The following is an 18,942-nucleotide window of genomic DNA, read 5'->3' on the forward strand; positions in this document are numbered from 1 at the left end:
GAGGAAGAAATAGATGGTACAGAAAACACTTGTAGTAAATTATGGTGATCAACTTCATAAAACAGACTTACTTGAAGGAACGCCTAAGAAGATAATCGTAGGGAATAATTGGTCAGATACATTGACCTTTTTGACCCTCGATCATCCCATAACCGTGGAGTGGGATGGTGAATCTTGCTATCTGGATAATCAACCGCTGAGCCAAAAAAGACAGCTATCTCTTCCGAATGGAAAAATGATTCAGTTTTACTTAACTGATTTAGAAGAACGATACCTGTTTGACATTGCAGCAAAGCAACATATTACTGTTAGTAAAAATGAATATGATGATGTAAGCATAAAAGACATGGAGGCTGAGGTTTTTCTTTTCCGTGAGCAAGAAGGATTTCGCTTAGAGGTTCATGCAGGGGAAGTCTTTCATAATTTCTCTTATACAGAAGGAAATGCCTACTTAGAGACTGGTGACCAACTTTTCTTTGACGGGGTAACCATGATTGTTCGTTATGAAGATATTGAGGTATTTCCCTCAAGAAAAAAAATAACCTCTAAACTCATCCCACTATCGAATAAGGATGATCAGTTTAGTCCTGACTACCCTGACTATCACCGTTCACCCCGTATTATTTACCGAGAACCAGAAGAGAAGAAAACCATTGCAAAGCCTTCTAATAAACCAGGGAAACCAAGTGAGCAGTTAGCTCGTACAATCGTTCCCCCGCTCGTCATGATTATTGCGCTAGTTGCTGTTTCCATTTTTCAGCCTAGAGGTATTTTTATTATTGTTATGCTGGCAATGACTGTTACAACAATTATTTTTGCGATTACGTCCTATATCAAAAATGTTAAGAAATATAAAGCAGACATGAAACATCGAGATAAAACCTATCATGAATATCTTGAACGGAAAACAAAAGAGCTCTATTTTACTACAGAAGAACAGCGTCACGCTTTAACCTACCACTACCCAGACGTAGAGGAAATTCGTTATTTAGTCTTAGACGTCAATGCACGCATATATGAAAAAACAATGTACCATCATGATTACCTTCATTTTCGAACTGGGTTAGGAGATGTGGATACAAGCTTTGAAATTGAATTTCGTGAAGAAGAGTTTACCCAAGATAAAGATGAACTAGTGGACGAAGCAAAAGCTTTACGCTCCAAATTTCAAGGATTATCCCAAGTCCCGGTCGTAACGTCGTTGACGAAAGGACCTGTCGGTTATATTGGCCAACGTGAGCTTGTTTTAGAGCAATTGCAGTTGTTAGTCATCCAGCTTTCCATGTTTCACAGTTATCATGATATTCAGTTTATCAATGTCTTTCCCGAAGAGGAAAAAAACCAATGGGACTGGATGCGCTGGTTGCCACATGCAAGTTTGCAGGATCTGAATGTACGAGGGTTTATATATCATGAACGATCCAGAGATCAAGTGTTGCATTCTATGTATCAAGTATTAAAAGAACGCAAGCAATTGATAGAAGAAAAAGGGAATTCACAGGAGAAAACCATATTCAGCCCGCATTACATTATCTTTATTACAGATGAGAAACTAATTTTAGATCATATTATAATGGAATTTTTCAATGAAGATCCAAGTGAGCTTGGTGTATCTCTCATATTTGTGCAGGATGTGATGCAGTCCTTGCCAGAACATGTCAAAACCGTCATCGATATACGGGACATGAATACCGGGAATATTTTGTTAGAAGAAGGCGAACTGGTTAACAAACATTTTGTACCAGACCATTTTCCAAACGGCTTTAATAAAGAGGAAGTATCACGCGGCCTGGCACCATTAAACCATCTGCAAAGCCTAAAGAATTCAATACCGGAAAGTGTAACATTCCTTGAAATGTATGGTGTTGAAAAAGTAGAGGAATTAAATATCCGAGAACGCTGGGCATTGAATGAGACATACAAAACAATGGCAGTTCCATTAGGGTTACGAGGAATTAATGATCTTGTTCAGCTTAACTTACACGAAAAAGCACATGGCCCTCATGGTTTAGTTGCTGGTACAACTGGGTCTGGTAAGTCAGAAATTATCCAGTCCTACATTCTCTCACTAGCGGTTAATTTTCATCCTTATGAAGTAGCCTTCCTGTTGATTGATTATAAAGGTGGAGGGATGGCGAATTTATTTAGGAATATGCCGCATTTACTTGGAACCATCACCAATCTTGATCGCACACAATCTATGAGGGCTTTAGCTTCTATAAAAGCAGAATTACAGAAACGTCAGCGACTATTTGGTGAACATAATGTCAATCACATTAATCAGTATCAGAAGTTATATAAGCAAGGAAAAGCAAGTGAGGCAATGCCCCATCTGTTTCTGATTTCTGATGAGTTTGCCGAGTTAAAAGCAGAACAGCCAGACTTTATGAAAGAACTTGTTTCCACTGCCCGAATTGGCCGTTCACTAGGAATTCATTTAATCTTAGCAACACAAAAGCCTAGTGGTGTGGTGGATGATCAAATCTGGTCTAACTCTAAATTTAAACTGGCGTTAAAAGTGCAGAATGCGAGTGACTCAAATGAAGTGTTAAAAACCTCTGACGCAGCTGAAATTACGCTGCCAGGTCGAGCATATTTGCAGGTTGGAAACAATGAAATTTATGAATTGTTCCAGAGTGCCTGGAGCGGTGCAGATTATATTGCAGATAAAGATGACCAGGAACATGTAGACACAACCATTTATGCTATTAATGAATTAGGACAATATGACATTTTAACAGAAGATTTGAGTGGTCTGGATAAGAAGGAAGAAGTGACTAGTGTTCCAACTGAATTGGATGCGGTCATCGATTATATCAATGATTACACGGAAACACAGCAGATTGAACCTTTACCAAGGCCGTGGTTACCACCATTGCCTGAACGAATTTATGCCAGTGAATTGCATGAAGTTGATTTTAAAGAGACTTGGAATCTACCTAAGAGGCCTTTGGAAGCAACAATTGGCATGTTAGATCAGCCCGAATTACAAGAGCAAAAGCCGTTATCTATTAATCTTACGAAAGATGGTCATATTGCCGTGTATTCAAGCCCAGGGTATGGAAAGTCTACCTTCCTGCAAAGTCTGTTAATAGATCTTGTTCAACAGCATAATCCGGAACATTTACATGTCTATTTATTAGACTTTGGAACGAATGGGTTACTGCCATTAAAAGATCTGCCGCAAGTAGCGGATACGATCTTATTAGATGACACAGAGAAGGTGGAAAAATGGATTCGTCTGTTAACAAATAGTATTTCCGAGCGGAAGCGGAAATTGAGTCGTTATGGTGTTGCAGATATGGAAATGTATGAGAAAGCTAGCGGGGAGACAATTCCGAATATGCTTGTAATGATTGATAACTTTGATTCAGTGAAAGATGCTGATTTTGGTGATGAGTTTAACAAGCTAATTACGCAGATTGCACGAGAAGGAGCAAGTATAGGTGTTCACCTAGTGATTAGTGCCGGACGTCAAAGCGCATTAAGAATGCCAATAGTGTCTAATATCAAGCGGCAAATTTCCCTATATCTAATAGATCAAGTGGAAATCCGCACCATTGTAGGGAAAACAGAGCTAGAAGTAGAAGAGATTGAGGGCCGAGGCATCTTGAAATTGGATGAACCTGCGTTATTCCAAACAGTACTGCCTGCAGAAGGGGAAGAGCCTTTAGAGATCATCGAGGGAATAAGCCAAATTGCACAAGATATGAATGAATATTGGCAAGGAGATCTGCCAGAAGAAATTCCGATGATGCCTGAGGGTGCGATTGAATTTGAAGCATTTAAACAGAAAAAGAAAACAAAGAATCTCGTGAAGCAAAATCAGTTACCACTTGGATTGGACTTTGAAGAAGTAGAACCACTCGGTTTTGATCCAGAAAGAGACGGATTCCTAACCGTTGTCAGTGATCGAAAAGATGGTTTAGATAAAATGACCAATGCAATGATGAAAAGTATGACATTGCTTGAGGAGCCTTTCCAGACGATGGTAATTGATACAGCTGACCAAGGATTATCAGAAATCGGTACAACAATGAATGCTTATATTTCTGACAACGATGACATCAGCGCCGTTAAGCGAAATATCATTACAGAGATCAACACGCGCACAAAAGGTGATCATAATGGTGTGAAATGGATAATATTGATAAGGGATTTAAAGGATTTTGCTGAAAGAAGCCTTCTACTGGAAGAAGATGTATCAGTTCTATTTGAACAGGGACCTAAAGTAGATGTACACTTTATAGTTTGTGGAAATTCTGGCTATATCAACACAAGCTTCGAAAAACCAGCCAAAACGGTTCGGAAATTATCTAATGTAGGTTTAGTCAGCATGCGTCTGGGTGATCAGGATATCTTCAGTCAACCTTTCATCCGCAAGGAAACATATCCGCAAGAATTTGAAGCCTATTACGCACGTGACCACCAACATATCAAAATAAAAGTACCCCGATAGGAGGAGGAATAAATGAGTTCGTTAAGTCAATTACGTAGCAGAAAAAGCACCGTACAAAGCCAAATTCAAACCAATCGATCTTTAGCAACAAGTACAGAGGAAAAGATAGAGCGTTTAAAGCAAGCATTAAACGAGATATCATCCAGCTTATCTGATTTACAATCTGTAAAGAGTACTATTAACAGTCTTTCTATTGATTTGAACAGCTGGCGTGGGGACGAAGAAGATAAATTTGAAGACAAGTATGATGCTTATAAAGAAAGTGTTAAGACATATTTATCAAAAGTAGAAGATGTAAAAGAAACAATTGATAGTGAAATCCAGAATTATGAAACGGAGAAAGCCACTTACCTAGCAAGAATAGATAGTTTGCAGAGTACTCTTCATTCTTTGGATAGACAAATAACTCAGGCTGAGAAGGAGATGGATTAAATGTCTAAAGAAGTTTCGATAAATATGGGCGTTTTTCGTTCGAATATATCCAAGTTAAAATCCTCTGTCACAAATATAGAAATAAAACAACCAACAAGTACACTTAGTAAGACAAATATAGAGCCTTTTACAAAGGATCTAGAGAACGTAATAGAAGCAATCGAACTGTTGGAAAGATACAAGAAAATATTAGAAACAGACATAACAACATTAGAGCAGACAGGTGAGAAAATGAGAGAAAAGGATGAGGAGTTAGCTGCCGTAAATCATCCTTCTTCTGGTCCGAGACCATTAAGCTAAGGAAAGTGAGGAACATTTAATGGGACATAGAGTGGATCTTTCAGAAGTAATCGAATTTGCAGATGATTATTATGTATATGTCAATCGATTGTTGGATCAACTTAATAATGTAAAATTGAAAATCAATTCAGTTATTAACATGGACTCTTTTAAAGGTGAATCAGCTGATAAAGCAAAAGAATGTTTGAATTCTTTCCACATCGAGATGTTAGGAAACTTTGAAAACTTAATGATAGACCTACTTGATAATGTGGATAACCATATAAGTGAATTTTTGGCAGAGGTAGATAGTAGTGAGGATGCTATTATTAAAAGCAATTATTTAGATGAACAGGATGATCTTATTCAAGAAGAATTTATGAATTTTTCTCGCCTATCATCGGAAGTCAAACAGACTATTAATGGAGTAAGTGACATTAGTAGTGTAACACCACCGAGTTTTTCTGATGCAGTAGATGAAAAAGCACAAGTAGCTAAAACTATAATTGACTTGGATAGTGATTTAACAAGCTTTGTATCCACTGGAAAAGATCGAATTAACAGTATTGGAGATTTACTATCTAACATTAATTCCTTATTAAACGATTCTAAAAATCAATCCGCAGAAGGAGAATTACAAATATCAAAATTTGTGCTAAATAATACTCTAGCTATATCCACTGGATTCAATACTTTGGGGCAGAGTCGAACTCTTTATTCAGGTGGAAAAGTCAGAAATGCAAATAATAATGGAATCTTGACTACTGAAAAAGCTGTGGACCATAGAAGGAATACGACTTCATATCGAGTAAAAGCCAATAAGGAAGCTCTAGAGGCATTGGGTGTTGAACCTGGCTACCAAGCAAGGAGCCAGTTGAATCATCGATTACCTAAGGGCGGAAAAGCTTGGAACGACGCTCACTATGAACGAGCTTATAATAATCAAGCAATATTAAGAGCCGCAGACAAACAGGGAAAAACAAATTGGACTACTACAGGGCAAAGAGCGTTAGATATGCACCCTGAAATAAAATATTGGAAAGACGAGATAGACCTAAAACACGTTGGTTCCTCAACTGCAAAGGGATTTGGAACAGGACTTGTAAGTGGATTTAAAGATCCAGCAACTTTGTTAAAAGATACTGTCAATGTAAAAGATACTTTTAAAACAAAAATAGGTGGTTTGAGTTTTCTATCTAAATCCATGGGTGCAGCTGGTATGGGATTAAACTATTACAGCAACTATAATGATGCTGTAGAGGATGGTTTAAGTGGTACCGAAGCTAATTTAAGAGCAACCCAAGACACTGCAATTGATACAGCTGTAGGGGGAGCAGTGCAGACTGCATTTACTGCTGCAGGAACAGCAGCGATCCCCATTCCCGGTGTGGGTACAATAGTTGGAGCTGGATTAGGGATTGCAGCAAACTGGTTCTTAAATAAAAAGTGGGGAGGGGACGACAAAAAAGAGGGTAAGTCTATTATGGATAAAGTTAAAGGCTGGTTCCACTAATATATCAGCTATTTTTAAAAAGTTGTCTTTCCTAATAATAAGCCAAATGCCTTTTTTTATAGGTATTCTTACGGATAAAGATAACTAACAGAGAAGAATAAGTAACTGGAGGGGAAATATGTTTAGAAAACTAAGAGAAGAAGACTTTTTAGCATTAAGAAAGCCTCTTGAGTCAAAGAGACAAAGCCCAAAGTCTTTAGGAAGTCTTTTTATATTAATTATATTTTTACAATGTTTATTGTTGTTTATTGAACACTTTGTAAGCGAATATTCCATTTACCCAAATATAGACAATATAATTAAAATACACTTAATATTTTCAATTTTATTAATGATATTAACTCTTGTTTATGCTGTACCATGGGTATATATGCGTTCCCAAAAGGTACAATATTTTTTGAGCATCTTAGTTTCACAAAATCTATTCGGAGTATCAGCTATGTTGCTTGCAATAATTGCAATAAGTGCAGAGATTTCCACTAATACAATTTCACTTCAAAGATTTACAACAATAGCATTATTTATAGGAGTTATTGTTTTTATCATCACATGTATTCGATTTTATTTTTTATTAAACAGAGGGCGGTATAGAAAAGGGTCAAAGAAAGATGTCCAAAGAAATAAATTAGAAACAAAATCCTTACTACCAATTGTAATCCCTATAGGGATAGGAATTACATTTCTTATTCAATATTTAGTTAGAAATTACAATTTATTAGGCATAGATACAATTATGGTGTCGACTTTATTGATTATAATTTTTTATGTAATGTTATTTGTCCTGCCGGAGCAGCTAGTCATTCTTTATTGTAAATTTCGTTTTGAAAGTTTTAACTATGAACTTAACGGCAGACTCAAGCAAGTAAAAGACGAACATGGAAAAGGGATACCCGAAGAAAAATTAGAATCATACTTTAAACAAAAAACAAATTGAGGTTTGGAGTGATAAGTAATGAAAGTGGAAACAAGAGCGGTACAATTCGACCATTTGTTAGTTTATAAAACTACTCAACTGCGCGAAAATTGGCAAGATGGATTGAATGTACTGGAGGATGTATCTTTAGTTGAGGGAATATATCAAAACGGCCCCATTTTTTTCTCAGTAAATCCTGCAGCTGGCGAGAAAAAATTTGGCCAATTCACTTATTATATGCCAATAAATGGGGCTGTAAAACTTGAAAACGAACCAGATTTTCATTTTGAGAGAGATTTTTATGTAGAAGAAGCATTGGTGATGAGGCAAGCAGATCTGGCATTGGACTTCTATGCCGCAAAAGAGAAGATAGAAGTATATGCAAAGCAAAATAAAATACAACTTAATGAGACATTTTATTGTGTGCTATTGGAGGTTTATGGAGATATTGTTATCGACCTATACATACCTGTACGAAACAGAGGAGATATAACATGATAATAGGTCATCAAATTGCCCATAGAAATGTGGCTTCAAAATATTATCGGTTCAAGCCGGAAGATTTAGAAACAGCTCTAGAAGATTTCACTTCAATTTTAGAGAAAGATCATTATCATCCAACTGGAGATATGTTTTTTTCTATTTTAAGTGATCCGACAGCAGATGAAATGATAATAGAAATTTTTGTACCTATCAAAGAAGATAGATTTAAACCAAATTCGGATGAGAAAATATTGTTTCGAAGTTATTTTTCTGTTACTCCAATGGTTATGACAAGAGTAACGAAAAACTTTAATGAACAATCACAAGAGAAATATTGGGAATTATTTAGTTATCTTAATCGTAATGAACTAGAGCAACGTACTCCTGTATTTATTGAATATAAGAAAACAAGATCTGGGAAAATCTATGTAGAAATGAGTGTAGGAGTTTAGCAGAATGGAGTATAAGAGAGTAGATTAGAAGCAACGGCAGAAGAAAGAGAGTGAGCTTAAAAAGCTTTTATTTATATCGATTGTACTCATTGTGATTTTGTGTGGATGTGGGAAGGAAATAGAAGTGTCGAAAGAAATTATGGAATATGTGAAAATGAAATGTAAAGAACTATATGAGGCAGCTTCTAACTGTGCAGTTACTATTGAAGAAGAAATGATTTATTGAGATATGTCAGTTCAAGATATAGAGCTTGAGGAGCAAGAAGAGTTAGGGGAAAAAGCGAGTGAGCATCGCTCAGGAGATTAAATGGCCAGAGGATGATTATTATGGAAAACTCTATGACTACTACTCGCTTCGAATTATAGTTTCAGGAGAAAATGATAGGATTTCTATCGGGGATAAAGCAAAGAAATATGAGGAAATTGTGTGGGGTACAGCAAACTAAATGTATAAGGTTCGCTTTAAGCATTGGGGCTCATATAAAAATTGGAAAACAAGAGATGTGTATGAAAGAAGAAGTTACTGACTCTCTCAAATAGACGAACGATTATGGAAAAGGATTAGAGTTGGATGTATTACTTAATCAAAAGCTCACCAATAAGAGGAGGAACATACCATGAGTAATAAAGTAGACATCAGCGAGGTAATAGAGTTTTCAGATGAAGTAAAATTAAAAAGTGAACAAATTAACAACAGCATTAGTCAAATAAAGCAGGACATTGAAGAACTAATGAGTATGAACTCTTTTACAGGAAAAACGGCTGATCAGGCTAAAATGTATTTCAGTCATTTACATATAACTGTATTGGAAGCTTTTGATGGACTTTTTCATGATCTAGATCAAAATTTAAAAAAACATATCGAGTCGTTTCGCTCACAGGTAGATGAAAGTAAGGAATCAATTGTAACATCCAATTATCTAATGGATATTGATGGAGATATTCAGGATGCATTTGAGAAGCTAAATGAAGTTAAAAATGAAGTGACTAGTATTATTAACAATGTTTCTGATATTTCGAGTGCTACAAACCCATCATTCCATTCAGTGAGTATGGATAAAGAAAAGATGGGCAGCTCCATTACTGACCTTGAAGATAACCTTAATTCTTTCACGGCTACAGGTAAACAGCAAACATCGGGTGCCGAAGAAGTTTTGCATCATATTAAAATAACGTTAGATAACGCCGGAGCGGTTAAAGGGAGCGCTAGATTTACAGACTATCAAGGGAATAACACGGCAATTGGATTAACAGAATTAAAGAGTTATAATCAAACCAATCGACAGGTCACCGCAGAGAAAATTGAGAATTTGGATGAAGATGCCAAAATCGTTTATGATCAAGCAAAAGAAGATTATGAGAATGGTGAACTTGAAAAATCCGTGTATGATTCAATTGTATCGGGTGTAATCAATTCTGGGGCAGCTTTTGTTAAAAATGCGCTGTCATCTAAGGTAACGAATGAAGTGTCAGAGAGAGTGGCTTCATCGGTTGTCTCGTGGGCACAGCGTAATACGTGGCAATTTGTGGATCCAGCTTTGGCCTTTCAGACCGTTGGAGGAGCTGTTGTAACAAATGGTGCCCCACCATCTGCTCTAACTTCAGCTATACGTACTGGGGCAAGATACGGCGCGCCGATAGTCGGATCAGCCATTGATTTTGGAATACAAGTTTATAATGGAGAAGATGCCACGGATGCAGCGATCAAAACGGCTGGCCACCTTGGTGCTGGTCTTGCGGGTGCCGCGATAGGTTCAGCTATTCCAGTACCAGTCCTTGGAACTGCTGTAGGGTTTGCTGTTGGTGTCGGTGGGTCCATGTTATTTGACTTTGTCTATGATAATAAAGATGCCATTATAAGTGGTGTGAAAGACTTCGCTGATGGAGCGGTCAACACCGCCAAAGAAGTAGGTGGTGCTATTGGAGATGCTGCCAAGGGGTTATTTAATGGTTTAGGAAGCGTGTTTGGTTAGAAAAGGGAATAAGCACAGAAGGAATGATAAGAATGAAAATTATCCCAATTTATACAGAAAATAAAAAAAATCGACAAAGCCACACGATTTTTTTGGACCAAGAATTAAATCGATCCTACAAAGCCTTTCATAAGGAAAGTAATCAATGGGTCTATTGGATCGGTTTATTTGCTGTGCTAGCCATTATGCGAGGTATACAAAGTTTTAAAATTCCACTTACCCTTTTACCTAATATACTTATATTTAGCGCAGCGTTAGGGCTGACATATTATATAAGTCGTCTTGTTTATAAGTATATGTTTTATGAGGAAGTTAAAGAGGTTTATCTAACAGACTCCATGATTGAGGATTACATAGATGATGGTAAAACAGTATATAAATTAGAGATATGGTTAGCTATAATTAGTTTTATCATTTTTGTCCTACTAACTATTTTATATTTTATTTTAATGACCTTAATACTTTTCGTATTTTCAGTATTTCTTTTCTTTATTTTTTGTTTAAGTTTAAAGCGTTTATCTATTGCAAGAATTAAGTTATATAGTAGGAGAAAGTAATACGATACTAATGGGAGCTGATAACAGATGGAAATATTACCAATAGGAAGTGTTGTGCGACTGGAAAATGGAGATTTAAAACTGATGATTCTAAATAGAGCCCCTCTTTATAATCAGGATGGTGTAATTGGCTATTTCGATTATTCAGCATGTGTTTATCCAGCTGGGAAAATAGAAGAACAAGTATATTTTTTCAATGCTGAAAATGTCGCAGAGGTTTATTTTAAAGGCTATGTGGACGAACAAGAAGAAGTATTCCAGAAAGAATATGATGAAAGAATAAAGCAGATTAAGTATCCAAGATTTAAAGTAGAAAACTAATAGGTGATTTATCCCGGAGCAACCGTCCGTAATACTCCCACTTCAAAACATGAAGTGAAACAGTGATGTTTAAGTGGGAAAAACGGACGCTAACACCCCAATTCGTTCAACTAATAATCAGTGGGGGAAGAACCTCCACTGATTGAAGTTTCACTGTATAGCAAGATCGACATAAGTGACAATTAGTATAACAAATTATGATTTATGGCAGTAAGCAAGAGCAAGGGGATAACAAAGAAGTCTGGGATTACGTGGCTTGTCCTTTTCCACAAGGACATTTATCTTATGAGAGTAATATTTTCTTTAATGATGACCATATAAAAGAAGTTATCTTTAAAGGGTTAGAATCGGAAGGTGAATTAGTATTACAAAAAAGGTTACAGGAAGTGTCGGGTGAAGGCAAAAAATGAAGAACTTTTTATTGTATCCATTCAGGATTGTTCTCCAGGAGATTAAAAAAGACAAAGAGCTTCTTAAGACATCAAAGGATTCAGGTTCAAATTTGAATTTATATCCATTTATCACCATGTCTTATATGTTCCTATTCGTATTTTCTTGTATGTATCTATCAATTTTGTATTTAATTATTGTAGGGCTGACAGTTGCTCCGATTGGCCTGCTTGTTGTAATTCCATCTATTCTAACTACTTGGATATTCACTCTTTTATACAAGAAGGTATATCCTAAAACAAAAGCGAATTATTTAAAAAGTATAGGTTTCGATAATAATAACGAAATGTAAGAAAATAAAGAGATTCATTATCTGTAATTTAGCAGTCAGTAATGATGGGAAGAAACAAAAACTAGTTGATAAAAATTATAAGTGAGTACGTAGCGTGCAGGGACAGTTGGTCACGAAATAGTAAAACATACAGGGTGGAAAAGTTATAAATAGTTACATAAAGAAGTATATTAGTTCAATTTGTTCTTAAAGTTATTCATATAGGAGAGAAAAAGTGAAGAAGACATTATTTTTATTGGTTGTTCTCATTGTAATTTTGTTTGGATGTGAAAAAGAAATAGAGGTTTCGAAAGAAGTTATGGAAGATGTTGCAAATGTATGTGAGGAACAATATGATGCAGCTATTAAATGTGCAGTTACTAAGGAAGAAGAAATGATTTACTTAAATGTGTTAGTTAATGGTATAGATCATGAGGAGAAAAAAGAGTTAGGGGAAAAATTTGCTAAACTTTTAAGTGAGCGTGTGAGCAGCACGCAGGGGATAAAAGGACCAAATGATGATTATTATGGGAAACTTTATGACTATTACTCGCTTTATATTATAGTCGCTGGCGAAGATGAAAGGTTTACATATGGAAATAAAGCGGAGAAATATGAGGAAATTGTGTGGAGTAAAATAGAATAATTCACATGTAGCTCGCTGCTAAATCATTTTCCATTATAGTTATAATACACCAAACCATAATTTACTTAGATAATTACTCATAGATTGGTGGACTAATTAAGGGAAGTATTAGTTGAAGGAGCAATGATTATTCCTTCAACTATTTTTTAAAGTTAGGAACTTAGCGAAATTATTAGCAACCATGATAATGTTTATGGCAAATAAGAAAAGTTTAAAGGGTTGAAGGAATTTAAGAAAACAAATGATCAACTGAGATTCATCTATATCTCTGTAATATCTTCTGGATTCAAAAAAAGCGACTAATACTTTTATTAGTTGTTTTTTTAACTTGAGGCAGTTAAGTTATAGGTTAATTGATTGGAAATTTTGTCCCGGAGCAACCGTCCGTAAGACTCCCACTTCAAAAAAAGAAGTGAAATCGTTAGTTTTTAGTGGGAGTATACGGACGCTAACACCCCGATTCGTTCAACTACCAATCAGTGGGGGAAGAATGAAAACTCCCACTGATTGAAGTTTCACTTTATAGATAGCCTTTTTTCTAATAGCCAAAACTTGTTTTATTAAAGGGGAATGGAGGGTATTGGTAACAGAGGTGTTTACGTTGCGAAATAAAAGAAATTATAATCTTATTTACCGATGCAGTATATTAGTCTGGATGGCCTGTAAGTTCCTTGTTCAAATATACGCTTTCCATTTTATACATAGTATTTGGGATGAGCGGACGAGGAAGAAATGGGACAGGCTGTTAATGAGACAGGCTAAAGAGTATCGGAAACGCGCTGTGCAACTAGGTGGTGTGCTCATAAAAGTAGGACAGTTCCTTAGTACAAGAACCGATATTATGCCACAGGTGTTTATTAACGAGTTAAGTGGTCTTGTCGATAAAGTCCCACCCATGCCCTATTCCTACGCTAAAAAGTTACTGGAGGAAGAATGGGGGAACGAAATTGATCAAGTGGTCGATTATATGGAAGAAGAATCGATCGCCTCTGCTTCAATTGGAGAGGTCTACGCTGCTACGTTAAAAGAAAATGGCGAGAAGGTAGCCATTAAAGTGCAACGCTATCAAATAGAGAAAATCTTTCATATGGATTTTATTGCACTTCGCATCGTCTTTTGGATCCTTTCTGTATTCACCTCATTTGGTAGAAAAGCAGACCTTAAATCATTGTACACAGAATTAATTACAGTGATGGACCAAGAGCTAAATTTCCACCAAGAGCTAGATAATGCGCTCTATTTTCAAACCCGCTTTAAAGATTATCCATACATTCACATACCTAATTATTATAGCCATCTTTGCACAAAGAAGGTACTTGTAATGGAATGGGTCGACGGTGCAAAAGTAACAGATATCGGTTTCATGAATCGTAACCTTATTTCGGTAGAACAAACAGCAAAGCGATTGTTCGAATTCTATGCTGACCAGTTCCTTAATGAGGGAAACTTTCATGCAGACCCACATGGTGGGAATATTCTCTTGCAAAGAGATGGCACTCTATCCATCATTGACTTCGGAATGGTCGGTACAGTACGTAAACAAGACATCCATTATTTTAAGCAAATTATCCAATTTGTAATCATGGATAATTATGATCGAGTTATAGATGTCCTAGATGAGATGAATTTTATTTTGCCGAACGCAAATCGCACTAAGTTAAAACAAATGATTAAGCACACGGTAGAAATGTACAAAAATGGATCATTTAAAACATTGGATGCACATACAATGGAACAGTTAAAGGCAGACATTCGGATCTTTATAAAAGATCAGCCGATTCAACTTTCAGCGGAATATGCTTACCTTGGAAGAGCCATGTCTATTGTCCTTGGAATTTTACTTGCAATATATCCAGATGTTGATTTGGAAAAGTGGGGAAATCGAAAGGTTAAAAAGTGGTTTGGTGGAAAGCGGCTTATTGAGTCGATTTATATGCAGTATGCTAAGGATACAATAGAGCCTGTCTTTTCTTTTCCTAAAGCGATGTTAAATTGGCTGGAAAGTGGGGAAAAAGATAGGCAATGGGACAAGAAGAAAGAACAAATTAGGTTAAAGCATCATTTTTTTGTTGTGCTGGAGGTTATGTTATTCACTTTGGGTGTAATAAGTGGTGGTGTAAGCCTACTTGGTTTAAGCCTTGAATCAACAGCTGGTATAGTTTTATTTTGGAGTTCTGTCACCTGCTTTGCGGGTACAGGATTAATTATGATACGTCATTACCTATTCTTGCGGTCAGAAAAGTAAGGGGGTGTTGCAAGTGAATGAAGTATTGAAAAAAGGGTTTCTACTAGGTCTAGGAGCAGCAGTAACGAGCAAAGAAAAGCTAGACCAGAGATTGCGCTCACTAGTGGATAAAAATGAACTCTCCCAGGATGAAGCAAGGTCTGTCATGCAAACATACATGAACAAGGGAGAAATGAAGAAAGACGAGTGGAGCGCTAAGCAGTACGAACAAACTCAAAAGATGGCAAAAGATCTTGGGTTAGCTACGAAGGAAGACATTAATGAACTTCGAGCTAGGATTACAGAACTCGAAACAAAGCTAGGGCAAAATAGCGAACTATAAAACCCGATCTTCCCATAAGACAATGGCCGAACGTGTATTCAATAAGTGAATGCGTTCGGCCTTTTTATTTGCAAAAATAATAGCTCCGTCCTTTTTGTTTTGGAGGGGGTTAAATAGGGAAAAGGTTAGCGTTTAAGCGATTGTGATTATTAGAAAATTAACAGCTCGTTTTTTATGTATGAGTATGTAAGTATATGTGCTCTATGCACGTGTTTGTACCAGCAATTTAAAAAGGGTGGGAAGGGTATGAGAAGGCTTTTAATAATGCCTTTGTTTTTTCTATTAACAGGCTGCAATATAGCGGTATTGGATTCCCGGAGTGACACTGCGGAAGATCAAGCATTTTTAATACTTTTTAGTTTTGCTTTAATGTTGCTTGTTGTCTTGGTAGTCTGCGTATTATTTGTATGGTTTGTATTTAAGTATCGATACACAGATGAAAAGAAACACGATATTCCACCAGATGTAAAGGGGAATAAATGGCTAGAAACAGCTTGGATAATTGGTCCACTTCTATTGCTTGCAGTATTAGCTGTTCCCACCATTATGATGACATATGACCAATCTCCCGTACTTTCATCAGAATCTGAAAAGGACGGAGTACCAGTTTACGTAACAGCACGGCAATTTAACTGGACGTTTGAACATGAAAATGGGAAGACCGAAAATAACCGGCTCGTTATTCCAGAAGGAGGATCCATCATTTTCCATTTGTCCTCAGAGGATATTATCCATTCATTTTGGGTTCCAAGACTAGGTGGTAAAGTAGATGTGATGCCAGACAGAGAATTAGTATATGAAATTAAAAATCCGCAGGTTGGTACGTATGATGGAAAATGTGCAGAGTACTGTGGAATAGAGCATACGAGTATGGTTTTTGAAGTGGAAGTTGTGACAGCAGAAGAATATGACAGATATTTAAATGATAGGTAAATTGCAATACAGGGGTGGTAAGCGTGGAGATTACACTATTCGGTAATACTTTCATGATGCCTTCAGACGTTTTAGCTGCATGGGTTTTCAGTCTCATACTTGGGGGGATTGTAGGCTTTCTAATTTTGAAAAAGAGGCGTCTGGGGCTTTTATGGGAATATATGATAACGACGAATCACCGTAAAATCGGTATTCTATATATGTTGTTTGGCATTATTTACTTTTTTCGAGCAGGATTAGATGCGTTATTTATTCGTACACAACTTGCTTTTCCTAACAATGACTTCTGGGTGTTTCAAGGGGAAAAATACAATGAAGTGTTTACAACACACGGCACAATGATGATTTTCTTTGTTGCGATGCCTCTTTTGTTAGGACTGATGAATACAGTTGTCCCTTTACAGATTGGTGCACGAGATCTTGCCTTCCCTTTTTTAAACGCACTTGGTTTTTGGTTGTTTTTTTCAGGGTCATTATTTTTTAATATTTCTTTCTTCCTTAACATGACACCAGAAATTGGTTGGACAGGCTATGCACCATTGTCCACAGAACAATTTACACCAGGGGCCGGCACTGACTTTTATGTGTTCGGCTTGCAGATTTCAGGCCTCGGAACGATATTTACGGCTTTAAACTTAATTGTGACCATTGTTCGGCATAGGGCACCTGGTATGAAAATGACGAGAATGCCACTTTTCACGTGGACATCTTTAGTCACCTCCTTCTTAATTCTAATTGCCTTTACCGTTCTGGCAATTGCCCTTTATCTTCTTATGTTTGATAGGATGTTTGGTGCAGGATTCTTCTCCGGCACAGAAGGAAATCCAATCTATTGGCAGCATTTATTTTGGATATTTGGTCATCCAGAAGTTTATATTCTAGCATTACCAGCATTCGGTATCTTTTCAGATGTTATATCAACCTTCTCGAAAAAAAGGATATTCGGTTATCCCATCATGGTATTATCAGTTATGCTGATTGGTTTTTTAGGATTTATGGTATGGGCTCATCACATGTTCACAGTAGGGCTTGGTCCAATGGCGAATACCTTCTTTGCCATAACGACCATGTTAATTGCTGTACCTACGGGAATTAAAGTGTTCAACTGGTTATTTACCATGCGACTAGGCGTTATTCGGTTTACGACCCCGATGCTTTTTGCTCTGGGCTTCATTCCTTCTTTTGTAATGGGCGGAGTTACAGGGGTGATGCTTTCCGTTTCAGCTGCAAATTTCCAATTCCATGATACACATTTTGTAGTAGCACACTTCCATTATGTAATCATTGCTTCTACTATTCTTGGGATCTTTGCTGGTTTGTATTATTGGTACCCAAAGATAACTGGTTACGTACTGGATGATAAATTAGGAAAATGGCACTTTTGGACATTCTTAATTGGTTTCCATTTAACTTTCTTCCCGATGCATATTACAGGATTAGAAGGAATGCCACGTCGTGTTTATACCTATGCGGAATCTGACGGAGTTACTGGACTCAATTTCACAAGTACAATTGGTGCATTTTTAATGGGAATCAGCATGCTATTTGTTATTTGGAATGTGTATAAGACATATAAAGAGGGTAGAAAGGTTGGGGATGATCCCTGGGATGGTCGAACACTCGAATGGAGTGTGGCTTCCCCGGTCCCAGATCATACGTTTGACCCAATGCCTGTTGTAAAAGAAATAGATGCTTTCTGGTTCGCAAAAGCTGCTGGAGAGAAGATGCCTGTTACAGACAAGGTAAGAGCGAGCCCGATTGAGGTGAAGTCCATCTTACCATTTCTAATGAGTATGACATTTTTCTTCCTATCTTGGGGTCTTACTTTTGCTTGGTATTGGATGTCGATCCTATCTGCCTTGTTATTGTTTGGATTGCTAGTTATCCGTGCATTACGAGATGAACGTGAAGGATTCTATGGAAGGAGGGAGAAAGATGAATCGTGAAGAAATGGCCCTCTTCAAGGATAAAAAAATGGGATTTTTTATCTATCTAGGTGTAGAGGTTGTTATGTTTGCTGTACTTTTTGCGACATACTTAATTTTTACTCCAGCAACTCAGGGGCCTCATCCGTCTGAAGTGTTTGAAGCGAAAATCGTCATTCTTTCCTCCTTTTTTCTTTTATCAAGCAGTGGAACCCTGTGGTTAGGGGAGCGGGCTTTAAAGAAGAAAAAGCAAGCATTCTTCCTAATTGGTCTAGGGATTACCAAGTTATTTGCCATTATCTTTCTAGGTTTTGAAGTATATGAGTTTGCTAGCTTTGTAAAAGAAGGGTATGGAATGAGTGCAAGTGTGTTCATGTCCTCCTACTATGCGTTGGTGGGACTTCATGCTGCACACGTTGCTTTTGGAGTTGGCTGGATGGGCGTGTTGTTCGTTCAATATTTCCGAAGAATCCCGTTGACACTCTTCACAGAGAAGCTAAGCATTTTTGCTTATTACTGGCATTTTGTTGACATCGTGTGGGTGTTTATTATAGGTATCGTTTATCTTCCGTACCTGTTATAGCATATATAATAAGATGACTTTGCCATTCTATTTAAAGCGTCGCAAATAAAAAAAGATTGTCGCAATGAAGCGAATGAAAATGTCAAAATCGGTATTTTTCTGTAAATTCAGCAAATTTACAATTTACATGTTGCCAATACAAGGAAATCGGGTTACAATAACTTCAAGAACAATTGCTTCATCGC

At 36.9% G+C, this 18,942-nt stretch carries 19 protein-coding genes; all 19 read left to right on the forward strand.

Annotated elements, in window-relative coordinates; genetic code table 11:
* The first annotated feature begins 13 nt into the window (after positions 1-13).
* The 19 genes from essC (at position 14) to BN985_RS04525 (ending at position 18,757) form a co-directional block, all read left to right on the forward strand.
* Positions 14-4,459 (forward strand): type VII secretion protein EssC, encoded by a 4,446-nt coding sequence (essC, locus tag BN985_RS04440; RefSeq protein ID WP_042221347.1) that lies wholly within the window; start codon positions 14-16, stop codon positions 4,457-4,459.
* Positions 4,460-4,471: 12 nt separating this feature from the next.
* The gene (locus BN985_RS04445; protein WP_042221348.1) at positions 4,472-4,891 is read left to right on the forward strand and encodes a YwqH-like family protein; all 420 of its coding nucleotides are present in this window, start codon (positions 4,472-4,474) and stop codon (positions 4,889-4,891) included.
* The gene (locus BN985_RS04450; protein ID WP_042221349.1) at positions 4,892-5,191 is read left to right on the forward strand and encodes a TIGR04197 family type VII secretion effector; all 300 of its coding nucleotides are present in this window, start codon (positions 4,892-4,894) and stop codon (positions 5,189-5,191) included. It abuts the gene before it with no gap.
* Between the two features lie 19 nt (positions 5,192-5,210).
* The gene (locus BN985_RS04455) at positions 5,211-6,683 is read left to right on the forward strand and encodes a T7SS effector LXG polymorphic toxin (RefSeq protein ID WP_084157447.1); all 1,473 of its coding nucleotides are present in this window, start codon (positions 5,211-5,213) and stop codon (positions 6,681-6,683) included.
* A gap of 118 nt (positions 6,684-6,801) precedes the next feature.
* Entirely contained in the window at positions 6,802-7,617 is an 816-nt protein-coding gene (locus BN985_RS04460) for a hypothetical protein (protein ID WP_042221350.1), read from the forward strand.
* Positions 7,618-7,635: 18 nt separating this feature from the next.
* On the forward strand, positions 7,636-8,094 hold the full coding sequence (locus tag BN985_RS04465; protein ID WP_042221351.1) for a DUF5085 family protein: 459 nt from the start codon (positions 7,636-7,638) through the stop codon (positions 8,092-8,094).
* Positions 8,091-8,531: a DUF5085 family protein gene (locus BN985_RS04470; protein WP_042221352.1), complete on the forward strand. Its 441-nt coding sequence runs from the start codon at positions 8,091-8,093 to the stop codon at positions 8,529-8,531. The genes BN985_RS04465 and BN985_RS04470 overlap by 4 nt, the downstream gene beginning before the upstream one ends.
* A gap of 284 nt (positions 8,532-8,815) precedes the next feature.
* On the forward strand, positions 8,816-8,977 hold the full coding sequence (locus BN985_RS18940; RefSeq protein ID WP_156960073.1) for a hypothetical protein: 162 nt from the start codon (positions 8,816-8,818) through the stop codon (positions 8,975-8,977).
* A gap of 171 nt (positions 8,978-9,148) precedes the next feature.
* Positions 9,149-10,504, forward strand: a complete 1,356-nt coding sequence (locus BN985_RS04475) for a T7SS effector LXG polymorphic toxin (RefSeq protein WP_052360605.1) — start codon at positions 9,149-9,151, stop codon at positions 10,502-10,504.
* Positions 10,505-10,536: 32 nt separating this feature from the next.
* Positions 10,537-11,061 carry a hypothetical protein gene (locus BN985_RS04480; RefSeq protein ID WP_042221354.1) on the forward strand — a complete coding sequence of 175 codons (525 nt, stop codon included), beginning with the start codon at positions 10,537-10,539 and terminating at the stop codon, positions 11,059-11,061.
* A 27-nt stretch (positions 11,062-11,088) separates the two neighbouring features.
* Positions 11,089-11,382: a DUF4176 domain-containing protein gene (locus tag BN985_RS04485; protein ID WP_042221355.1), complete on the forward strand. Its 294-nt coding sequence runs from the start codon at positions 11,089-11,091 to the stop codon at positions 11,380-11,382.
* Positions 11,383-11,579: 197 nt separating this feature from the next.
* On the forward strand, positions 11,580-11,792 hold the full coding sequence (locus BN985_RS04490) for a DUF4176 domain-containing protein (protein ID WP_042221356.1): 213 nt from the start codon (positions 11,580-11,582) through the stop codon (positions 11,790-11,792).
* A complete protein-coding gene (locus tag BN985_RS04495) occupies positions 11,789-12,124 on the forward strand; it encodes a hypothetical protein (protein ID WP_042221359.1) in 336 nt (111 codons plus the stop codon). Before BN985_RS04490 ends, BN985_RS04495 begins: the two co-directional genes overlap by 4 nt.
* Before the next feature lie 214 nt (positions 12,125-12,338).
* Positions 12,339-12,749, forward strand: coding sequence for a hypothetical protein (locus BN985_RS04500; RefSeq protein WP_042221361.1), 411 nt, complete (start codon positions 12,339-12,341; stop codon positions 12,747-12,749).
* 592 nt (positions 12,750-13,341) lie between these two features.
* Positions 13,342-14,994: an ABC1 kinase family protein gene (locus tag BN985_RS04505; RefSeq protein ID WP_232225570.1), complete on the forward strand. Its 1,653-nt coding sequence runs from the start codon at positions 13,342-13,344 to the stop codon at positions 14,992-14,994.
* Positions 14,995-15,007: 13 nt separating this feature from the next.
* Complete coding sequence (locus BN985_RS04510; RefSeq protein WP_042221362.1) at positions 15,008-15,316, forward strand: phasin family protein; 309 nt, start codon at positions 15,008-15,010, stop codon at positions 15,314-15,316.
* A 246-nt stretch (positions 15,317-15,562) separates the two neighbouring features.
* Positions 15,563-16,249 (forward strand): cytochrome c oxidase subunit II, encoded by a 687-nt coding sequence (gene coxB / locus BN985_RS04515; RefSeq protein ID WP_198029966.1) that lies wholly within the window; start codon positions 15,563-15,565, stop codon positions 16,247-16,249.
* Between the two features lie 23 nt (positions 16,250-16,272).
* Positions 16,273-18,195 carry a cytochrome c oxidase subunit I gene (locus BN985_RS04520; RefSeq protein WP_156960074.1) on the forward strand — a complete coding sequence of 641 codons (1,923 nt, stop codon included), beginning with the start codon at positions 16,273-16,275 and terminating at the stop codon, positions 18,193-18,195.
* Complete coding sequence (locus BN985_RS04525) at positions 18,185-18,757, forward strand: cytochrome c oxidase subunit 3 (RefSeq protein WP_052360608.1); 573 nt, start codon at positions 18,185-18,187, stop codon at positions 18,755-18,757. Before BN985_RS04520 ends, BN985_RS04525 begins: the two co-directional genes overlap by 11 nt.
* Positions 18,758-18,942: the final 185 nt, after the last annotated feature.

Origin of the sequence: Oceanobacillus manasiensis, from assembly GCF_000724085.1 — a bacterium.
Taxonomy (GTDB): domain Bacteria; phylum Bacillota; class Bacilli; order Bacillales; family Amphibacillaceae; genus Oceanobacillus_B; species Oceanobacillus_B manasiensis.

Excerpts from the sequence above, each read along its gene's own strand:
- essC (WP_042221347.1), top strand. The coding sequence starts at position 14 with ATGGTACAGAAAACACTTGTAGTAAATTATGGTGATCAACTTCATAAA.
- BN985_RS04445 (WP_042221348.1), top strand. The coding sequence starts at position 4,472 with ATGAGTTCGTTAAGTCAATTACGTAGCAGAAAAAGCACCGTACAAAGC.
- BN985_RS04450 (WP_042221349.1), top strand. The coding sequence starts at position 4,892 with ATGTCTAAAGAAGTTTCGATAAATATGGGCGTTTTTCGTTCGAATATA.
- BN985_RS04455 (WP_084157447.1), top strand. The coding sequence starts at position 5,211 with ATGGGACATAGAGTGGATCTTTCAGAAGTAATCGAATTTGCAGATGAT.
- BN985_RS04460 (WP_042221350.1), top strand. The coding sequence starts at position 6,802 with ATGTTTAGAAAACTAAGAGAAGAAGACTTTTTAGCATTAAGAAAGCCT.
- BN985_RS04465 (WP_042221351.1), top strand. The coding sequence starts at position 7,636 with ATGAAAGTGGAAACAAGAGCGGTACAATTCGACCATTTGTTAGTTTAT.
- BN985_RS04470 (WP_042221352.1), top strand. The coding sequence starts at position 8,091 with ATGATAATAGGTCATCAAATTGCCCATAGAAATGTGGCTTCAAAATAT.
- BN985_RS04475 (WP_052360605.1), top strand. The coding sequence starts at position 9,149 with ATGAGTAATAAAGTAGACATCAGCGAGGTAATAGAGTTTTCAGATGAA.
- BN985_RS04480 (WP_042221354.1), top strand. The coding sequence starts at position 10,537 with ATGAAAATTATCCCAATTTATACAGAAAATAAAAAAAATCGACAAAGC.
- BN985_RS04485 (WP_042221355.1), top strand. The coding sequence starts at position 11,089 with ATGGAAATATTACCAATAGGAAGTGTTGTGCGACTGGAAAATGGAGAT.
- BN985_RS04490 (WP_042221356.1), top strand. The coding sequence starts at position 11,580 with ATGATTTATGGCAGTAAGCAAGAGCAAGGGGATAACAAAGAAGTCTGG.
- BN985_RS04495 (WP_042221359.1), top strand. The coding sequence starts at position 11,789 with ATGAAGAACTTTTTATTGTATCCATTCAGGATTGTTCTCCAGGAGATT.
- coxB (WP_198029966.1), top strand. The coding sequence starts at position 15,563 with ATGAGAAGGCTTTTAATAATGCCTTTGTTTTTTCTATTAACAGGCTGC.
- BN985_RS04525 (WP_052360608.1), top strand. The coding sequence starts at position 18,185 with ATGAATCGTGAAGAAATGGCCCTCTTCAAGGATAAAAAAATGGGATTT.